This window comes from Pedococcus sp. KACC 23699 (genome assembly GCF_045348425.1).
Classification (GTDB): domain Bacteria; phylum Actinomycetota; class Actinomycetes; order Actinomycetales; family Dermatophilaceae; genus Pedococcus.
In genome coordinates this window covers 1,039,205-1,056,663 of record NZ_CP157483.1, presented here as the reverse complement: position 1 = coordinate 1,056,663, position 17,459 = coordinate 1,039,205, and the positions used below count along the sequence as shown (strand labels likewise).

Genomic DNA, 17,459 nt, shown 5'->3' with positions numbered 1-17,459 from the left:
CCGGGGCTGACGGCATACCCCGTCCCGGCAGGAGCTCTCTTCGTGTCCCCGACGGGATACGACAGCGACCCGGGCAGCGTCACGGCACCCAAGCGCAGCATCGGTGCCGCCATCGCGGCAGCGCCGTCCGGCGGGACCGTCGTCCTGCGCGGCGGCACGTACCACGAGAGCGTCACCATCCCGTCCGGGAAGGCGGTCACCGTCCAGTCCTACCCGGGCGAGGTGGTCTGGATGGACGGGACCAGGGGCGTCAGCGGTTTCGTGCAGGGTTCCGTCGGTTGGGCCGCCCCCTGGAACGTCCGGCTCGACTCCAGCCCCACCTTCACCTGGGGGGCGCCGGACAGCACCACCCAGTACTGGCAGTTCGTCAACCCGAGCTATCCCATGGCGGCGCACCCGGACATGGTCTGGCTGGGTGGCGTGCAACAGAGGCAGGTCGGTTCCCTGAGCCAGCTCGTCCCCGGGACGTTCTACGTCGACCAGGGTTCGGCGCTGCTCTACCTCGGCTCCGACCCGTCCGGCCAGGACGTCCGGAGCAGTGACCTGCCCCGCGCGTTCAACATCGCCGCAGCAGACGTGACGATCAGGGGAATCGGGGTTCGCCGCTTCGCGAGCTCGGTGCCGCACCAAGGCGTGATCACGGCGCGGGGTGCTTCGTTCCGGCTGGAGAACGTGGTCGTGGACGACAGCGCCACCGGCGCGGTCGGGGTGTTCGGCGTGAACAGCGTCCTGGACCACGTCAGCATCGCTCGGTCGGGTCAGCTGGGTGTCCAGGGCCACCAGGTCGACAACCTGCGCATCTTGAGCTCGAGCATCACCGAGAGCAACAACCAGTCCTTCAACCAGATGCCGGCAGCCGGCGGGATCAAGCTGACCAGCAGCCGGTACTTCGAGCTGCGCAACTCCGTGGTCAGCGGCGGGACCGGCAATGGCGTCTGGATGGACATGTCCTGCTACGACATGACCCTCGTCAACAACCGCGTCAGCGACAATTCTGGCCGCGGCATCTTCCTGGAGGTCTCGTCCGTGGCCACGGTCGCAGGCAACCTGTTGACCAACAACAACGACGAGGGTTTCGTGGCCCGGGGGACCGACCGGGTCAAGCTGTGGAACAACACCATCATTGGCACGACCAAGGCCATCGACTTCTCCAAGGACAGCCGCAACCAGAGCAACAGCGCGTCGTGTCGTGACACGCGGCGTCCCTTCCCGGACCCGGAGATGCCCTGGACGATCGGCAACAGCAGCGTGGGTGACAACGTCATCCAGTCCGGCAAGGCCTTCCTGTCGGTGGAGGACTGGACCCACGTCCTCGACGCCTCCAGCGCGGGGTTCCAGATCGACGGCAACCTCTACAGCGCGCCGGTCGCGCCGTCACCGTGGTGGATGATCGTGTGGGCCCGTGCGGGGACGGACCCAGCGGTCTACGACTCGCCGGCGACGTTCACTACCCAGCGAGGTCAGGATGCCAACAGCAGGCTGATCCGGGGTGCCTCCGCCGTGGGATCGAGCTTCTCGCTCACCCCGACCGCGTCGTCGATGGAATCGAGCGTCGCCCAGCCCCTGCCCGCCGACGTCGCGGCCAAGCTGGGTCGAGAGCCCGGCAGCAGGCACCTGGGGTACTGGCCCTGACCTGCACCACGACCAGGTCGGTCCGACCCCGTCGACCCGCCGCGACCGTCGTCGCGGGTCGTCGGGGCGCCACCCCCGGGTCGAATAGGATGTGGAGGTCCTAGGTGGAGGGGGAGGCATGCAGCTCGCGCTCTGGTTCGTCGTCTGCGTGAGCGCCACCGTCCTGCTGACCCGCCGACCTGTCGTCGTGGTCCTCATGGCCGTCACGCTGTGGTGCCTGGTGCCCGGGGTCGCCGGTCACCAGCTGACCGGACAGACCTCCGGGGTCCTTGCCCTGCAACCGGCCGTCGTCCTGGTGCTGGTGGCCACAGGGGTGCGTGTCCTCTACGCCCCCAGGTCCCTCCGGGACGTGGTCAGGGCCCGCCCGGAGTGGACCGTGCTGCTGGCGATGGTGGCGGCGGTGTCCCTGGTCACCGGCTACCTCAACGGCCTGGGCCACGCCAGCATCACCACGGGTGTCAACCAGGTGCTCGGGCCCGTGCTCCTGTTCTTCCTCATCGGCGCCGCGGTGCTCGAGCAGCCGGCCCACGTCGAGCTGATCCGTCGGTGGCTGATCGGTCTGGCGAGCCTCGAGGCCGTCATCGCCCTGGCCCAGAAGCTCACCGGGTCCACCCTGCTCTACGCCTCGGACTACGACGGCCAGGTCTTCCGCCGGACCTCCCCGGACCGTTGGATGGGGACGTTCGACCACCCGCTGGTCCTGTCGTTGTTCCTCTGTCTCGCGATCTTCTGGCTCACCGGGCTGCGGCGCACCTGGCTGGCGATGACGTTGATGGTGCTGTTCGCGGGTGGGATCCTGATGAGCCAGTCCAGGGTCGGGACGGGCGTCGCAGTGGCAGGGACCCTGTACTTCGTCCTCCGCGCGAGAGTGCCGCTGGACCGCCGGGTGGCCGTGCTCGTCGTCGTTGTCGCTGCAGCGGCGGTCGCCGTGCGCCTGGGCGTCGTGGACAGCCTGTTGGCGCGCGTGCAGGACGACACGGGTTCGTCCACGGCCCGCAAGCTGGCCCTCGAGTACTTCGCGCAGCACTTCGACGACTACCGGTGGTTCGGCCACGGCCTCAACGCAAGCTTCGACGTCTCGGGCGGAGCCGGGCTGGGAACGAGCTTCGAGAGTGCCTTCCTGATGTACACGATCGACCTCGGCTTCGTCGTCGCCGTGCTGTACTTCGGTGTGATGCTGTGGACCGTGGTGCGTGCCGCGGGTCGGTCGTACCTCCCCGGTATCGCCGGGGGAGCGGCTGTCGCTGTGGTGGTGCCGCAGACGTTCAGTGCGCTGTCGGGAGTGACGGCCGCCCCCGCCCTGGTGTGGACGGCGTGCGCCCTCGCCGGCTTCTGTACGCTCGGCCGCCCCCGCTCGAGCGCCGGCGCCGGACGGCCGCACCCGGTCTCGGCCCGGCGCCAGCACCCGGGGTCCGCACCCCGCTCGCGCGGGCAGGTCCCCGCACCGCAGGGTTCCCCCGTGCCCCGGCGTCCCTCCGTGCCCCAGCACGCTCCCGGGTCCCACCGCGCCCCCGTGTCGGCGCGCCGGTGAGCACGATCAGCGGCACCGCCGCCCGTGGTGCCGGCGTGACCTTCGCCGCCCAGGGCGCCCGGTTCGTCCTGCAGATCGGTTCGTTGGCGGTCTTGTCGCGTCTGCTCACCCCGAGCGAGGTCGGCATCGTGGCGATGGTCACCGCGGTGTTGAACGTGGCCGAGATCGTCCGTGACTTCGGCCTCTCCTCCGCGGCGATCCAGGCGCCGAGGCTCTCGGCCGCGGAGCGGACCAACCTCTTCTGGATCAACCTCGGCATCGGCACCGCCTGCAGCGTGGTTGCTGCCGCCTGCGCCCCGTTGTTGGGCGCCGTCTACGGTGACCCCCGGATCGTGCCGATCGTCCTCGCGCTCGCGTGGCTGTTCGTCGTCTCGGGCGCCAACACCCAGTACCGCGCCGACCTGAGCCGCTCGCTGCGGTTCAGCGCGCTCGCACTCACCGATGTCGCGGCCCAGGTGCTGGGCATCGCGGTGGCGATCGTGTGCGCGGTGAGCGGCGCGGGGTACTGGTCGATCGTCGCCCAGCAGGCGACCTTCGTGGTCACGACTTGCCTGATGAACGTCGCCCAGGTGCGGTGGCGGCCGGGCCGTCCGCGGCGCGACGTGCCGATGCGCCACTTCACGAGGTTCGGGGCCAACCTGCTGGGCACCAACCTCTTGGGGTATGCCGTCAACAACCTCGACAACGTGGGCATCGGCGCGGTGTGGGGGTCCGGTCCCCTGGGGCTCTATAGCAGGGCCTACCAGCTGCTCCAGGTCCCGCTGCAGCAGGTCAACGCCCCCTTGGGACGCGTCGTCCTGCCGATCCTGTCCAAGGTCCAGGACGACCCGGTCCGCTACGAGCGCTACTTCCGCCGGTTCCAGCTCGTGATCTGCTACTCGCTGGGACTGGGGTTCGCGGTGCTCGCAGGGCTCTCGCAGCCCATCGTGGCCATCCTGTTCGGGCCGAGCTGGCAGGGCGTGGCCCCCCTGCTGGGGGTCCTGGCCCTGAGCGGTGTCTTCAAGGGCATCGACTCGGCGAACTACCAGATGTGGGTGTCGCGAGGTTTCGCGTCGCAGCTGTTCAAGTTCTACCTCGTGTCCCGACCCATCATGGTCGTGATGATCCTCGCCGGGCTCCCGTGGGGGCCCTTGGGGGTGGCCGTGGGCCAGCTGGTCGTGGCGGTGCTGCACTGGGCCGTCAGCCTGCGGATCGTGTGCCGCCTCGCCGACATCGACGCCCGACCACTCTTCGCCCAGTCTGCCCGCGCCCTGCTGCTGGTGATACTACCGGCAGGTCTCCTGGCCTGGGTGGGCACGTCGCTGCTCTCCGACCCCGTCGCATCGCTCGCCACCGGGACGGCAATGAGCGTGGCCTGGGTGGCCGTCGCCGCGCTCGTCCTGCCGTGGGTGCGACGCGACCTCGAGCCGGTCGTCGCCACGTCGCGCTCGCTGGCAGCCCGACGGTGACCACTCAGGCGGTGTCGCTGCCCACGCTGTCGCTGCCCGAGTGGCGTCGGTACTCGTAGCGCACGGACCCCCAGGCCCCCAGAAGCAGTCCCAGCCCGCTCGCCACCTCGACCGCTCCGCGCGCGTCGCGCGGAGCGTCGGAGGACGTGCGTGCCACCACTCGTTCAAGGCTGCCGCGCACGATGCGCACGACCCCCCGCGCCGTCAGCTCGAGACGCTTGCGTGCGCGGCGGGCAGGCGTGGCTGCCAACGCCATGCCGACCCGGCTCCAGGTGTTGCTGGTCCTCATCACGCGGGAGAACACCCAGGCCCGGCGGGAGCGCTCGGCGGGCACGTGCTCGGTGACGCCCGCCTCCTGGCACCAACGGATCTGCTCCCCGCGGCTGCGCAGCGAATGGGCCAGCATGGTGTCGCTGCCGCCGCTCAGCCCGAAGGCCTCGTCGAACGAGATCCCGAGGCGCCGCAGCACCGCGAGGTCGAGCAGCAGGTTCGCCGAGCTGGCGCCCGGGTTCACCGAGCCGGTGACCCGTTCGGTGCGGGCGAACACTCCGCTTCCGCGGACCCAGTCGTCGGCGTCCCCGTCGAAGATGCTCGTCACCGGCCCGGTGACCGCGGCGCACCCCCAGCCGACCCATGCGTCGACGAGGGCCTGGAGCCACCCCGGGTCGGGCACCTCGTCGTCGTCGATGAACACCAGGGCGTCTGCGTCCGCGGCTTCGGCGATGCAGCGGTTGCGGGCTGCGGAGATCCCTGGGCGCGGCTCGTGGACGTACGTCACCAGGGGCGAGGCGCCCTCGACCTGCCCACGAGCCGAAGCCTGCGGGTCGTTGTCGACGACGACGAGGCGCGCCGTCGCCCGGTCCAGCTCCTCGACCTGGGCGAGCACGGCCGGGAGCGCGCGCGCCAGGTCGGCCGGACGGCGGTAGGTCGCGAGACCGACTACGACGGAGGGCTGCCCGTCCGGGGCGGGGCGCCGGACGACGCTTGAGCACCTCGGGCCTGGCGGCTCTTGCGACATGGTGCACTCACTCCCTGAAGTCCCCTGATCTGGTCGCGATGCTATCCGGGCCAGAACTAGGATGAGGGCAGGATCCGGTGGCCGCCGGCCGGAGCGACGTGGGGACGGTGCGACAGTGCAGGACCGACGTCCGACCGTCGCCGTCTGGCGTTCGCTGTGGCTCCCACCCTCCGAGACCTTCGTCCGTGACCACGTCCGTGGTCTGCGGCGCTGGGACGCCCTGACGCTCGGGCTCTACCACGAGGATCGCGGCCTGGAGGTCGTGCCGGACGTGGCGCCCTTCGTGCGCCACGGTCTGCGCGCCAAGCTGGTGGGCCCGATGTCCCGACTGGGCTACCCCGGGCTCTACGACGCGACCATCCGGCGCCGGCGGCCAGAGCTGGTCCACGCCCACTTCGGCACCGGTGCCACGGAGGTCCTCCCGGTCGCGCGCCGGCACGGTCTGCCGCTCGTCGTCACCTTCCACGGGCACGACGTGGTCCGCGCTCCGCAGGAGGACCCCACCGGTCGCTACAGCCGACGGCTCGAGGCCGTGTTCGACTACGCCGACCTGCTCCTGCCCGTCTCCCACTACATCGCCTCGCGCCTGGTCGACCTGGGCGCTCCTTCCGACAAGGTCCGGGTCCACTACCTCGGCATACCGCTCGATGGTCGGGCTGCGCCCCGGCAGGTGGAGGACGACAGCCGAGAAGGCCTGCTGTTCGTCGGCCGCCTGGTGCCCCTCAAGGGGGTGGACGACCTGCTGCAGGCCTACGCCATGCTGCCGACCGCGCTGCGGCGCGCCACGCCGTTCCGCATCGTGGGGGACGGGCCGGAGCGTGCGCGGCTGGAGTCCATGGCGGCGCAGGTCCCGGACGGCGACATCACCTTCCTCGGCACCAGGACGCCAGGGGAGGTCCGCGACCTGATGGGCCGCACCCGGGTCCTGGGTGCTCCGTCCAAGGAGGTGCTGCCCGGGGACGCAGAGGCCTTCGGCCTGGTCCTGGTCGAGGCCGCGCTCGCTCGTGCCGCCGTCGTCTCGTATGCGTCGGGCGGTGTCCCGGAAGCGGTGATCGACGGGGTGACAGGGCTCCTGGCCCCCGAGGGTGACGTGGCTGCGCTCGCCGGGCACCTGCAGAGGGTGCTGCAGGACCCTGAGCTCGCGACGGCACTGGGGGACGCCGGCCACGAACGAGTGGTCGAGCACTTCGACGCCGCGCACCAGATTGCCGTGCTCGAGGACCTCTACGACGAGGTGGTCGCCGCCCACCGGCCGCCCCGGGTCGAGGTGACGCGTGGCTGAGCGCCTGACGGTGGCGGTGCCCACATTCCGCCGCAACGACGACCTTCGCGAGCTCGTGCCGCTGCTCGTCGACCACGCCACCGCGTTGCGTGAACGGGACGGTATGGAGGTGCGGGTGCTCCTGGTGGACAACGACCCCGAGGGTGGTGCCCGGCCTGTGGTCGAGTCCCTCGGTCGCGATGACGTGGTCTACGTCCACGAGCCGGAGCCCGGGCTGGCCGCCGTGCGCCAGCGGGCCCTCGACGAGTCGACCTCCTGGGACCTGCTCGCCTTCCTCGACGACGACGGGCGTCCCGCGCCGCAGTGGCTGGCCGCCCTGGTCGACACGTGGCGGCACACGGGAGCCGCCGCCGTGGCCGGCAAGGTGGTGGAGCACTACCTCACCCCGCCGTCGAGCTGGATCGTCGCAGGGGGTTTCTTCCGCAGGCGGTCCCTGCCGACCGGCACGGTCGTCCCCTCCGCCCCGACGACCAATCTCTTCCTCGACCTGCGACAGGTGCGGGACCTCGGCATGGCGTTCGACCGCCGCTTCGGACTCAGCGGGGGCGAGGACACCTTCTTCACCAGCCAGCTCACCGCGCGCGGGGGCCGCATCGTCTGGTGCGAGGAGTCGCAGGTGGTCGACCAGGTCCCGACCGACCGGATGTCGCCCAGCTGGGTCCTTCGGCGCGCGTGGAGCCACGGCAACACCACGGCCATCGTCAACCAGGCGCTCGCCGCGACGGCGCGAGCCAGACATGCAGTCCGGGTGCGGGACGTGGCTGGAGGTGTGCTGCGCTGCCTCGCTGGTCTGGCGCGCTTCGTGCTCGGTGTGGTCACCCGCTCCCAGGAGCGCCGGGCCAAGGGTCTGCGCACTGCGGCGCGAGGCCTCGGCATGGCCTCGGGTTCGTTCGGAGCGGTCTTCGAGGAGTACTCGCGTTGAGGGTCGCAGCGCTCTGCTCACCCCTGCGTGGCTGGTCAGCCGAGTCGGCCGACCGACGACAGGGACCGGCGTTCCAGTCAGGGAAACGCCTCGACGGACCTTCGTGGACATGGCGGTGAGGGACTGGTCCCTGTGCGAGAATGACGCCGTCGTGGTTCGACCCTGATGAGCCCGTCATGGACCTGAGCGGGAGGCGGGCGTGGACCGTTACAGCGTGTGGTCGGCCGTGCGGCGGATGTGGGCGCTGGTCCTCATCCCCGCTCTTCTCGGGCTCGTCGTGGGTGCCTACTTTGAGCTGAGCAAGCCCTCTGCCTACACGGCGAACATCCGCGTCTTCGCCAACAGCGGCGCGGCCGACGGGGTCCAGGTCTCGCAGTCGACGTTGGCTCTGCAGCGCATGGGTTCCTACGTCAAGGTCGCCGACAGCACGGAGTTCGCGCAGCGGCTGGTGACCAGGCTCAACCTGCCAGAGTCGGCTGCCGTGGTGGCGCAACGTATCTCGGCCAGCCTGGAGAAGGACACCGTCATCATGCAGGTCTCGGTGGGTGGCGCGACCAGGGACGAGGCCCTGCGCATCGCCCAGGCCTTCCCCGCGGAGTACACCGACTTCGTGAACGGTCTGGTGGAGGGGACGGTCACCACCAGGAGCCGCGTCGTCTTCACCACGATCGACGGCCCCCATGTCAGCAGGACCACCTCCTTGACCAAGGTCGCGCTCTCGTCGTTGTTCGGCCTGTTCCTGGGGGCCGGTCTCGGGCTGGCCCTCGCCGTGGCGCGGTCGCGCCGTCGCTCGGGTCGTTCACCGGAGGCGCTCGCCACGATGACCGGTGCCGCGGTCGTGGGCATCATCCCCAAGCTCAGTGATGCCGCGATGAGGGATGTCTGGGCGGTCGAGGCGGAGGAGTCGCTGCGTCTGGCCAGCCACCGGCTGGCCCGTAACCTCCCCTACCTCGGTGTGCCCCCCCACGGGGTCATCGTCGTCACCGCCCCCACCAGGGGCGCAGGCACCACCCACGTGGCCGTCGGTCTGGCCGGAGCCCTCGCCCAGCGAGGTCAGCGGGTGCTGATCGTCGATGCCGCCTTCAGCACCGCGTTGTCGGCCCTGCTCGGCGTGGACGTGCCCTTCCCGGCCTCCGCCGTCATCCGCGGTGGCGCGTCGTTGGACCAAGCCGTGGTCCAGGTGCAGCAGCCCCGGCGGATCGACTTCCTCTCCTACGGCGCCAAGCACGGCATGGAACTGTCGCCGGCGGAGCGCGACAACGAGAACGCGATCTTCGACGAGCTCAGGTCGCAGTACGACTCCATCATCGTCGACGCCGCCCCTGTGCTGGCCCGTGCAGAGGCCCCGATCGCCCTCGAGCACGCGGACGCCGTGCTGCTGGTCGTGGACCACCTCGGCAACTCCGCTCAGGTGATCAGAGCGGCCGCAGACGCCCTCGTGGCGATGACGTCAACACCCACCGGGCTCGTGGTGAACAAGGCCGCCCTGGATGCCATCCCTCGCGAGCAGGTCATGTCCGGGGTGGTCCTCTCCGGTGCCACTGCGGGGAACGGCTGACGGCTTGAGCCGGGTGCCGGGCCGGACCGGCTGACCCGTTGAGGCCGTCGCAGGATCAACCGGAGAGGACGGCCGACCTGATCTCGCGCCGGTAACGGCGGGGGTCGAAGCGTTCGACGACCGCCGGCTGCTGCTCGCGCGCCACCCGACCCCAGCGGTCCCAGTCGTGGACCAGGTGGGTGAGGGCCTCCGCCAGCGCGACAGGGTCGCCGGGAGGTACCAGCTGCGCGCCGGCCTGCCCCATGACGGCCTCGGGCAGGCCGCCGCAGTCACTGACGACGACCGGCCGCGAAGCCAGCATCGCCTCGACCGCGGTGTTGCCGAAGGGCTCCGGAAGCACCGAAGGAACGACGACGACGTCGCATTGCGCTAGGGCCGCACCCACGTCGCGGCTGAACGGACGGAAGCGGATGATGCCGGCCTCGTCGAGGTCGCGGTGCTCCTCGTGCAGCTGCTCCTCGAACCACTCGTACCCAGGGAACGTGGAACCCAGGACGACCAGCGAGACCGCCTCGCCACGCTCGTGCATCAGGCGCACGGCCCTGGCGGCGACATCTGGGCCCTTGCGCGGGGAGATCCGACCGACGTAGAGCACGCGCAGGCCCTGCGTGAGCTCGGCGGCCGGGTCGGAGCCACCCGAGTGCGGCAGGACACCGTTGTAGATGACCTTCATGCGAGTCGCCAGGCGGGGCAGGACGTCCGTCAGCACCGTCCCGGAGTAGCGGCTGTTCACGACGACGCGGTGCGCGAGCACGAGGGGGAAAGCGAGGGCCAGCGAGATCGCGGTGCTCGGGTGCCGTTCCGCCTCGTGCACGTGACAGACCGTGCGGTGACCCATGACGCGGGACAGGACGATCCAGGACGGGAGAGTCAAGGTGCTGACGTAGACCGCGGCGCGCGGGAAGTCTCGAAGGAGACGGAGCGTGGGCCAAGCACTGGTCACAAGCGTCGTCGCGAGCCGCACCAGACCTGCCGGCTGCAGTGCTGCCTTGCGAAGGACCGGCATACGCATCGTCCGGACGTCCGCCCCCGACTCCTGCAGGGCCACGGCGAGGGGTCCCTCCCCGGGAAGCACCACGACCACGGGGGTGCCGGAGGACACGAAGCCGCGCACGGTCTCGAGCACCATCCGGTCGGAGCCGTAGAGCTCGGCACCGGGGTGCACCACCACGACCGTCTGCCGTTCGTCCCGTGAGGGACGCAGACGGGTCACAGGTCCCCGACCGAGCGCACCCCGAGCTGCCTGAACCACTTGGGCAGTCCGAGGGCCAGGTAGCCGGCGGTGCCCAGCAGCAGCACGCCGTAGACGGCGAGGAAGGCGGCGGGCCAGGCCCACAGGACGAAAGCGACGCACAGCAGGCCGTAGTCAGTGGGCGCGCTGAGCAGCGAGCGCAGGAGAGGGGCACCTTCGGGGCGCTGAGGCGCTCCGGAAGGCCGGAGCCGGTTGAGCAGGTCGGTCAGGATGTAGGAGAAGAAGAAGGCGTTGGCGACCAGGAGGAACGCGAGGGGGACGAGGGCCCACCTCAGGTCCAGACCGGCGCGGTGCACGCCGATGACGACGGCGATGTGCAAGGCGCTGATCTTGAGGCAGTCGACGACGTGGTCCAACCACTCACCCTGGGAGGATCCGCCACCACGCAGTCGTGCCAGCTGGCCGTCCGCGGAGTCGAAGGCATACCCCGCAGCGAGCAGGACGGGGACGGCCAGGGTCGCGGCGAGCGACCTGCTGGGGCCTAGCGCGACCACGAGGATGCCGAGCAGCGACAGGGCAGCACTGATGGCTGTCACCCCGTTGGGGGTCATCCCCACGTGGTGGGCCCAGGCGGCGATCGCGCGACCCAGTGGCCGGTTGACGAAGCGGGAGTAGGCCGGAGCGCCGCGCATCGGCTTGCCGTGCGACGCCAGGCGCCGGCGGGTCTGACGGATGCTCTCGCTGCCCGCAGGCCGTGTGGGCCGAGAGGTCGCCGTCATGGTGCGAGCACCTCGGAGACCGGTGTGGTGGTGCGCAGGGGCTCCGCCACGCGCCCGGTGGCGAGGTCGGAGCAGAGCTGCTCGTAGGCGGCGGCGACATCGTCCCAGTCGTACCGCTCGGACTCCACGAGGGAGGCTCGGCCGCGGGCCGCGGTGGTCACGGTGTCCCACTCCGCCTCCTCAGCTCGCCGCGCCACATCCTGGGGGGTCGACCAGTACGCCCCGGAGTCGCGCAGCACCTCGCGGTTGAAGGACACGTCGAATGCGTTCGTCGACGCGCCGGCACCCATGGCCCGCAGCAGCGAGGGGTTCGTCCCGCCGACGGAGTGCCCGTGCCAGTAGACGAGCGAGTTGGCATAGAGCTGGTCGAGCAGGTGCTGGTCCCAGACCGACCCGAGGAAGCGGACGCGGTCGTCGGCCGCACCGTGGACCCGTTTCGTGTAGGCCTCGCCGTACGGCGCACCCCCCACGACGACGAGCGGATGCCGAGCACCGCTCGCGGAGTACCCCTCGACGATCTCGGCCACGTGGTTCTCCGGCTCGAACCTGGCCACGACGAGGTGGTAGGCCCGTGGGAGAAGACCCGTCCCCTCAAGTGCCGACGGGTCGGCCGCGACCCGTGGCGCGCCGTAGGAGATGAGCCGAGTAGGCGCTGAGAACTTCTCCCAGTAGTAGTCAGCGATGCCTTCGGCATCGGCGATGAGCGCATCGGACCAGTGGACGCTCATGGCCTCGGCTCGCTGGTAGTACTGCTTGGCGCGGCGTCCCCATTTGGCTCGCTTCCACTCGAGCCCGTCGACGTGGGTGGCCACCGGGATCGCCCGCGCACGCAGCACGGGCAGGAGCGGGGCGTTGGCGGCGTTGAAGACCAACGCCGCGTCGGGCCGTCGGTCCAGGGAGGCGTGCAGCACGGAGAGGGTGGTGTGGCTCAACGTCTCAAGGGCGCGCTGGCGCACGGCCGGGAGGGTGACGAGCCGCATCCCGAGGTACTCGTCGAGGGCCTCCTGCCCAGGCGCGCGACGGCAGTAGACCGTGACCTCGTGACCAGCGCGGACGAGGCGCTGGCCCACCTCCTCGATGGCCGTCTCGAAGCCGCCGTAACGCGCAGGCACTCCGCGCGTCCCGATCATGGCGATGCGCATGCCGGAACCTGTCATCGCCACGTCAGGACGCGGCGGAGTTGAGCACGGCGCGAAGCAGCGTGCTGGAGGTGTGCACGGTGTAGGGGAAGTACGCCACCTCGACACCGACCGCGGAGAAGTCGGACTCCAGCTCGCGGCCCTTGGCGGTGCCCTTCCAGTCGTCACCCTTGAAGATCACGTCGAACGGGTGCTCACGCCAGACGTCGAGCTTGGTGGCGTGGTGCTCGACGACGACCTCGTCGACGAGGCTGATGTGCTGCAGGATGGCGATCCGCTCGGCCAGGGGGATCACCGGGTACTTCGCCTTGGCGCGGAACGCCTTGTCATCGGTGACGACCCCCGCGATCAGCCAGTCGCACTCCTGACGCGCGGCCCGCAGGATGTTGAGGTGACCGATGTGGAAGAGGTCGAAGACCCCCGGCACGTACCCCCGCACGCCGCCGGTGTCGAGCCCTGATTCCTCGGACGGCCGTCCGTGCCGTCGTCCTTGCGTCATCGATTGTTCCTTCCACGCGTCCCTGACCACGTGCCGCGCTGCACCGTTCGTCCATATTGGGTGGCTGACGCAGAAAGAGGATCATGCAGATGCTGTAGTGGCTGGACCGTCACGCGACGCAGACGACCACCACGGCACACGGCGCCACGGCCCCGGTTGCTGCCGGCTGACGCCGCTGTCGGGCGCGGTCGTTAGTCTGGGTGGCGACCCCATCGGTAGCTGCCGTGGGGCGTTCGTGCTGTCCCCCGCTGTCTGCAGGAGCCCTTCTCGATGTCCTTCGTCCCATGACCCTCGCCCCGCTGCTCGACGCACTCGCCACCGACCCCGGTGTCGCTCGTGCTCTCGCCGCGGCCAGCTCCGGCGACCTCTCCGTCGACGTGTCCGCGCCCACGGGTGCCCGGCCGGCGCTCGTCGCCGCGCTCGCCCGCGAGGCCGGTCGCCCGCTGCTGGCCATCACCGCGACGACTCGGGAGGCCGAGGACCTCGTTGCTGCGCTCGGCTGCTTCCTCGACACCGACCGCGTGGCCGACTTCCCGGCGTGGGAGACCCTGCCGCACGAGCGGCTCAGCCCGCGCAGCGACACCGTGGGCAAGCGCCTGGCGGTCCTGCGCCGGCTGCGCCATCCCGACCCCGACGACGCGACGTACGGTCCGCTCGACGTCGTCGTCGCTCCGGTCCGCGCCGTCCTCCAGCCGGTCGCCAAGGGCCTGGGTGAGCTGCGCCCCGTGGCGCTCAAGGCCGGGGACGAGGCCCCGCTGGAGCGGGTCGTCGAGGACCTGGCGGCCGCGGCATACACGCGCACCGACCTCGTGGAGCGCCGAGGTGAGTTCGCGGTCCGCGGTGGGATCCTCGACGTCTTCCCGCCCACGGAGGACCACCCGGTCCGCGTGGAGTACTGGGGCGACACGGTCGAGGAGATCCGCTGGTTCAAGGTCGCCGACCAGCGCAGCCTCGAGGTGGCCGAGCACGGCCTGTGGGCACCGCCCTGCCGCGAGGTGCTGCTCACCGAGGCGGTCCGGGAGCGGGCGGCGGCGCTGCTGGAGCAGCTGCCCGGCGCGGCCGACCTGCTCGGCAAGCTGGCCGAGGGCATCGCCGTGGAGGGCATGGAGTCGCTGGCGCCGGCCCTCGTCGACGGCATGGAGAGCGTCCTGGACACCCTGCGCGAGGACACCGCGATCGTCGTCTGCGACCCCGAGCGGGTGCGCACGCGCGCGCACGACCTCGTGGCGACGTCCCAGGAGTTCCTCGATGCAGGATGGGCCAACGCCGCCGCCGGCAACGCCGTCCCCATCGACCTGCAGGGGGTCCTCGGCACCGCCTCGTTCTGGAGCCTCGCCGACCTGCGCGAGCACGCAGCCGGTGCCCGTATGCCGTGGTGGGACCTCGGCCCGTTCATCGCCGACGAGGAGCTCGCCGACGACGACGCGACGGTCGTCAACACCGGGCTCGAGGAGGCTCCGCGCTACCGCGGCTCGACCCCTGAGGCGGTGGCCGACCTGCGGAAGTGGGTCGGCGACGGCTGGCGGGTCGTCGTCGTCACCGAGGGCCAGGGCCTCGGTCGCCGCGTGGCCGAGGTGCTCGCGGGTGAGTCCGTCCCTGCACGCCCCGACGCCGACCTGTCCGACCTCGCCCCCGGGATCGTCCACCTGACCACGGGTCAGGTCGGGTCGGGGTTCGTCTCGCCCGGCGGGCAGCTGGTCCTGCTGACCGAGACGGACCTCACCGGCACCCCCGGTCAGGGCGGCTCGACCAAGGACATGCGCAAGATGCCGTCGCGGCGGCGCAACCAGGTCGACCCGCTCCAGCTCAAGCCCGGTGACTTCGTCGTCCACGAGCAGCACGGCGTGGGCCGGTTCGTCGAGATGGTGCAGCGCACGGTCGGTGGGGCGACGCGCGAGTACCTCGTGCTCGAGTACGCCGCCTCGAAGCGGGGACAACCTGCGGACCGGCTCTACGTGCCGACCGACCAGCTCGACCAGGTCACCCGCTACGTCGGTGGCGAGCAGCCCACCCTGAGCAAGATGGGTGGCTCGGACTGGAAGCAGACCAAGTCCAAGGCACGGCGCTACGTCAAGCAGATCGCCGCCGAGCTCATCCAGCTCTACAGCGCCCGGATGGCGACCTCGGGCCACGCCTTCGCCCCCGACACCCCGTGGCAGCGTGAGCTCGAGGACGCCTTCGCCTACGTCGAGACGCCCGACCAGCTGAGCTCGATCGACGAGGTCAAGGCCGACATGGAGCGCACCGTGCCCATGGACCGGTTGATCTGTGGCGACGTCGGCTACGGCAAGACCGAGATCGCGGTGCGCGCGGCGTTCAAGGCGATCCAGGACGGCAAGCAGGTCGCCGTGCTCGTGCCGACGACGCTGCTGGTCCAGCAGCACTTCCAGACGTTCTCCGAACGGTACGCGCAGTTCCCGGTGACCGTGAAGGCGCTGTCGCGGTTCCAGAGCGACAAGGAGGCGAAGGAGACGATCGCCGGCCTGGCCGACGGCTCGGTCGACCTCGTCATCGGCACGCACCGCCTGCTGTCCAAGGAGATCCGCTACAAGGACCTCGGCCTGGTCGTCATCGACGAGGAGCAGCGGTTCGGTGTCGAGCACAAGGAGCAGCTCAAGGCCCTGCGCACCGCGGTCGACATCCTCGCCATGTCGGCGACGCCGATCCCGCGCACCCTGGAGATGGCGGTCACCGGCATCCGCGAGATGTCGACGCTGGCCACCCCGCCCGAGGAGCGGCACCCGGTCCTGACCTACGTCGGTGCCTACGACGAGAAGCAGATCGTCGCGGCGATCCGGCGCGAGCTGCTGCGCGAGGGCCAGGTCTTCCTCGTCCACAACAAGGTGTCGAGCATCGAGCGGGCCGCCGGTCGGATCCGCGAGCTCGTGCCCGAGGCTCGGGTGGCCACCGCCCACGGCAAGATGGGCGAGCACAAGCTCGAGGAGGTCGTCGTCGACTTCTGGGACAAGAAGTTCGACGTCCTCGTCTGCACGACGATTGTCGAGACCGGCCTCGACATCTCCAACGCGAACACCCTGATCGTCGAGCGCTCCGACGTCCTCGGCCTCTCCCAGCTGCACCAGCTGCGTGGTCGCGTCGGCCGTGGTCGCGAGCGGGCCTACTGCTACTTCCTCTACCCACCCGAGAAGCCGATGACGGAGACGGCGCACGACCGGCTCCAGACGATGGCCAGCCACACCGACCTCGGCTCGGGCATCCAGATCGCCATGAAGGACCTCGAGATCCGCGGCGCCGGCAACCTGCTCGGTGGTGAGCAGTCCGGCCACATCGCCGGGGTCGGCTTCGACCTCTACGTCCGCCTGGTCGGCGAGGCGGTCGCCGAGTTCCGCGGTGACGGCGAGACGGCGCCGACCGAGATCAAGATCGAGCTGCCCGTCGACGCGCACCTCCCGCACGACTACGTGCCGGGGGAGCGGCTGCGCCTGGAGGCCTACAAGAAGCTCGCCAGCGTGGTCGACGAGGCCCAGCTCGCCGAGATCGAGGCCGAGCTGGTCGACCGGTACGGCGCGCTGCCCGAGCCGGTGCGCAACCTCATGGAGGTCGCGCGCCTGCGGACCGTGGCGCGTGCTGCCGGCGTCGCGGACATCTCGGTGCAGGGCAACTACGTGCGGTTCGGGCCGGTCGAGCTGGCCGAGTCCGCGCAGCTGCGTCTGCAGCGGCTCTACCCCAAGTCGCTGGTCAAGGACCAGGTGCACACGATTCTCGTGCCGAAACCGACGACGGCGAGGGTGGCCGGCAAACCGTTGCGCGACACTGCTGTCCTGCAGTGGGCCAGCGACCTCATCCGGGCCGTGCTGCTGGGCAGCGTCGCCGATGCCGCCCGGGTCGGTACGGCCGGCGCGCGCACGGGTACGGTGTCGGCCAGATGAGTTCGGAGAAAGGGAAGTCTGTGAAGGCACGTCCGGCAGCAATGCGACAGGTCCTGCGTGGTTCGTTCGTGACCCTGGTAGCGGTCGGCGCGCTCGCCGTGTCCGGGTGCGCCTCGGCCGACACGGCCGCGGTCGTCAACGGCCACCGGATCAGCGAGCAGGACGCCCAGGAGGCCTCGCAGCAGATCCTCGCCGCCCAGCCCGACTCAGGGATCACGACGTCCAGCGCGGTCGCCAGCCTCATCATGGCCGGCTTCATCAACACCGTGGCGGGCGAGAACGGCAAGGCCCTGTCCGACTCCGCCGCCCGCACCGCCATCGCGGCGATCCAGGACCCGGCTCCCGCCACCCTCGAGCTGGTCAAGGCGAGCCTGGCCTTCAACCAGATGACGTCGGCGGAGCAGAGCAAGGCGGTCGGCCTCGCCTCGAAGGCCGACATCAGCATCAACCCGCGGTACGGCACGTTCGACCCGAAGAAGATCAGCTTCGACCCGAGCACGCCCAACTGGATCAAGGTCGGCACGAACCCGACGCCGCAGCCCTCCGCGACGCCGCAGGGCTGACCGGGC

13 protein-coding genes are annotated in these 17,459 nt (G+C 70.6%); 8 read left to right on the top strand and 5 right to left on the bottom strand.

Going from position 1 to position 17,459, the window contains the following annotated elements; genetic code table 11:
• The first annotated feature begins 42 nt into the window (after positions 1–42).
• The 3 genes from ABEG17_RS04905 to ABEG17_RS04895 all read left to right on the top strand — a co-directional run bounded on the left by ABEG17_RS04905 (position 43) and on the right by ABEG17_RS04895 (position 4,611).
• A complete protein-coding gene (locus ABEG17_RS04905; protein ID WP_406832165.1) occupies positions 43–1,632 on the top strand; it encodes a right-handed parallel beta-helix repeat-containing protein in 1,590 nt (529 codons plus the stop codon).
• Positions 1,633–1,750: 118 nt separating this feature from the next.
• Positions 1,751–3,163 (top strand): O-antigen ligase family protein, encoded by a 1,413-nt coding sequence (locus ABEG17_RS04900; protein ID WP_406832164.1) that lies wholly within the window; start codon positions 1,751–1,753, stop codon positions 3,161–3,163.
• On the top strand, positions 3,160–4,611 hold the full coding sequence (locus ABEG17_RS04895; RefSeq protein ID WP_406832163.1) for a lipopolysaccharide biosynthesis protein: 1,452 nt from the start codon (positions 3,160–3,162) through the stop codon (positions 4,609–4,611). The genes ABEG17_RS04900 and ABEG17_RS04895 overlap by 4 nt, the downstream gene beginning before the upstream one ends.
• Positions 4,612–4,615: 4 nt before the next feature.
• On the opposite strand, the gene ABEG17_RS04890 is transcribed toward ABEG17_RS04895, so the two are convergent.
• Positions 4,616–5,629 carry a glycosyltransferase family 2 protein gene (locus ABEG17_RS04890; protein WP_406832162.1) on the bottom strand — a complete coding sequence of 338 codons (1,014 nt, stop codon included), beginning with the start codon at positions 5,627–5,629 and terminating at the stop codon, positions 4,616–4,618.
• Between the two features lie 115 nt (positions 5,630–5,744).
• Between ABEG17_RS04890 and ABEG17_RS04885 the strand changes: the two genes are divergently transcribed.
• The 3 genes from ABEG17_RS04885 (at position 5,745) to ABEG17_RS04875 (ending at position 9,391) form a co-directional block, all read left to right on the top strand.
• Positions 5,745–6,911: a glycosyltransferase gene (locus ABEG17_RS04885; protein WP_406832161.1), complete on the top strand. Its 1,167-nt coding sequence runs from the start codon at positions 5,745–5,747 to the stop codon at positions 6,909–6,911.
• The gene (locus tag ABEG17_RS04880) at positions 6,904–7,833 is read left to right on the top strand and encodes a glycosyltransferase family 2 protein (RefSeq protein ID WP_406832160.1); all 930 of its coding nucleotides are present in this window, start codon (positions 6,904–6,906) and stop codon (positions 7,831–7,833) included. The genes ABEG17_RS04885 and ABEG17_RS04880 overlap by 8 nt, the downstream gene beginning before the upstream one ends.
• A 199-nt stretch (positions 7,834–8,032) precedes the next feature.
• Positions 8,033–9,391: an AAA family ATPase gene (locus ABEG17_RS04875; protein ID WP_406832159.1), complete on the top strand. Its 1,359-nt coding sequence runs from the start codon at positions 8,033–8,035 to the stop codon at positions 9,389–9,391.
• A gap of 55 nt (positions 9,392–9,446) precedes the next feature.
• Here ABEG17_RS04875 and ABEG17_RS04870 read toward each other — a convergent pair whose 3' ends face one another.
• Genes ABEG17_RS04870 through ABEG17_RS04855 form a run of 4 tightly spaced genes read right to left on the bottom strand, consistent with a single transcriptional unit; the run spans position 9,447 to position 13,000 of the window.
• Entirely contained in the window at positions 9,447–10,562 is a 1,116-nt protein-coding gene (locus ABEG17_RS04870; protein WP_406832158.1) for a glycosyltransferase family 4 protein, read from the bottom strand.
• A 38-nt stretch (positions 10,563–10,600) separates the two neighbouring features.
• Positions 10,601–11,362, bottom strand: a complete 762-nt coding sequence (locus ABEG17_RS04865) for a CDP-alcohol phosphatidyltransferase family protein (protein ID WP_406832157.1) — start codon at positions 11,360–11,362, stop codon at positions 10,601–10,603.
• Entirely contained in the window at positions 11,359–12,504 is a 1,146-nt protein-coding gene (locus ABEG17_RS04860; protein WP_406832156.1) for a DUF1972 domain-containing protein, read from the bottom strand. Before ABEG17_RS04860 ends, ABEG17_RS04865 begins: the two co-directional genes overlap by 4 nt.
• A gap of 22 nt (positions 12,505–12,526) precedes the next feature.
• Entirely contained in the window at positions 12,527–13,000 is a 474-nt protein-coding gene (locus ABEG17_RS04855; protein WP_406832155.1) for an adenylyltransferase/cytidyltransferase family protein, read from the bottom strand.
• Positions 13,001–13,284: 284 nt separating this feature from the next.
• Here ABEG17_RS04855 and mfd point away from each other — a divergent pair, with 284 nt between their 5' ends.
• Together mfd and ABEG17_RS04845 are read left to right on the top strand one after the other, a co-directional pair.
• Complete coding sequence (mfd, locus tag ABEG17_RS04850; protein WP_406832154.1) at positions 13,285–16,890, top strand: transcription-repair coupling factor; 3,606 nt, start codon at positions 13,285–13,287, stop codon at positions 16,888–16,890.
• A gap of 68 nt (positions 16,891–16,958) precedes the next feature.
• Positions 16,959–17,453: a hypothetical protein gene (locus tag ABEG17_RS04845; RefSeq protein WP_406832153.1), complete on the top strand. Its 495-nt coding sequence runs from the start codon at positions 16,959–16,961 to the stop codon at positions 17,451–17,453.
• The last annotated feature ends 6 nt before the right edge of the window (positions 17,454–17,459 follow it).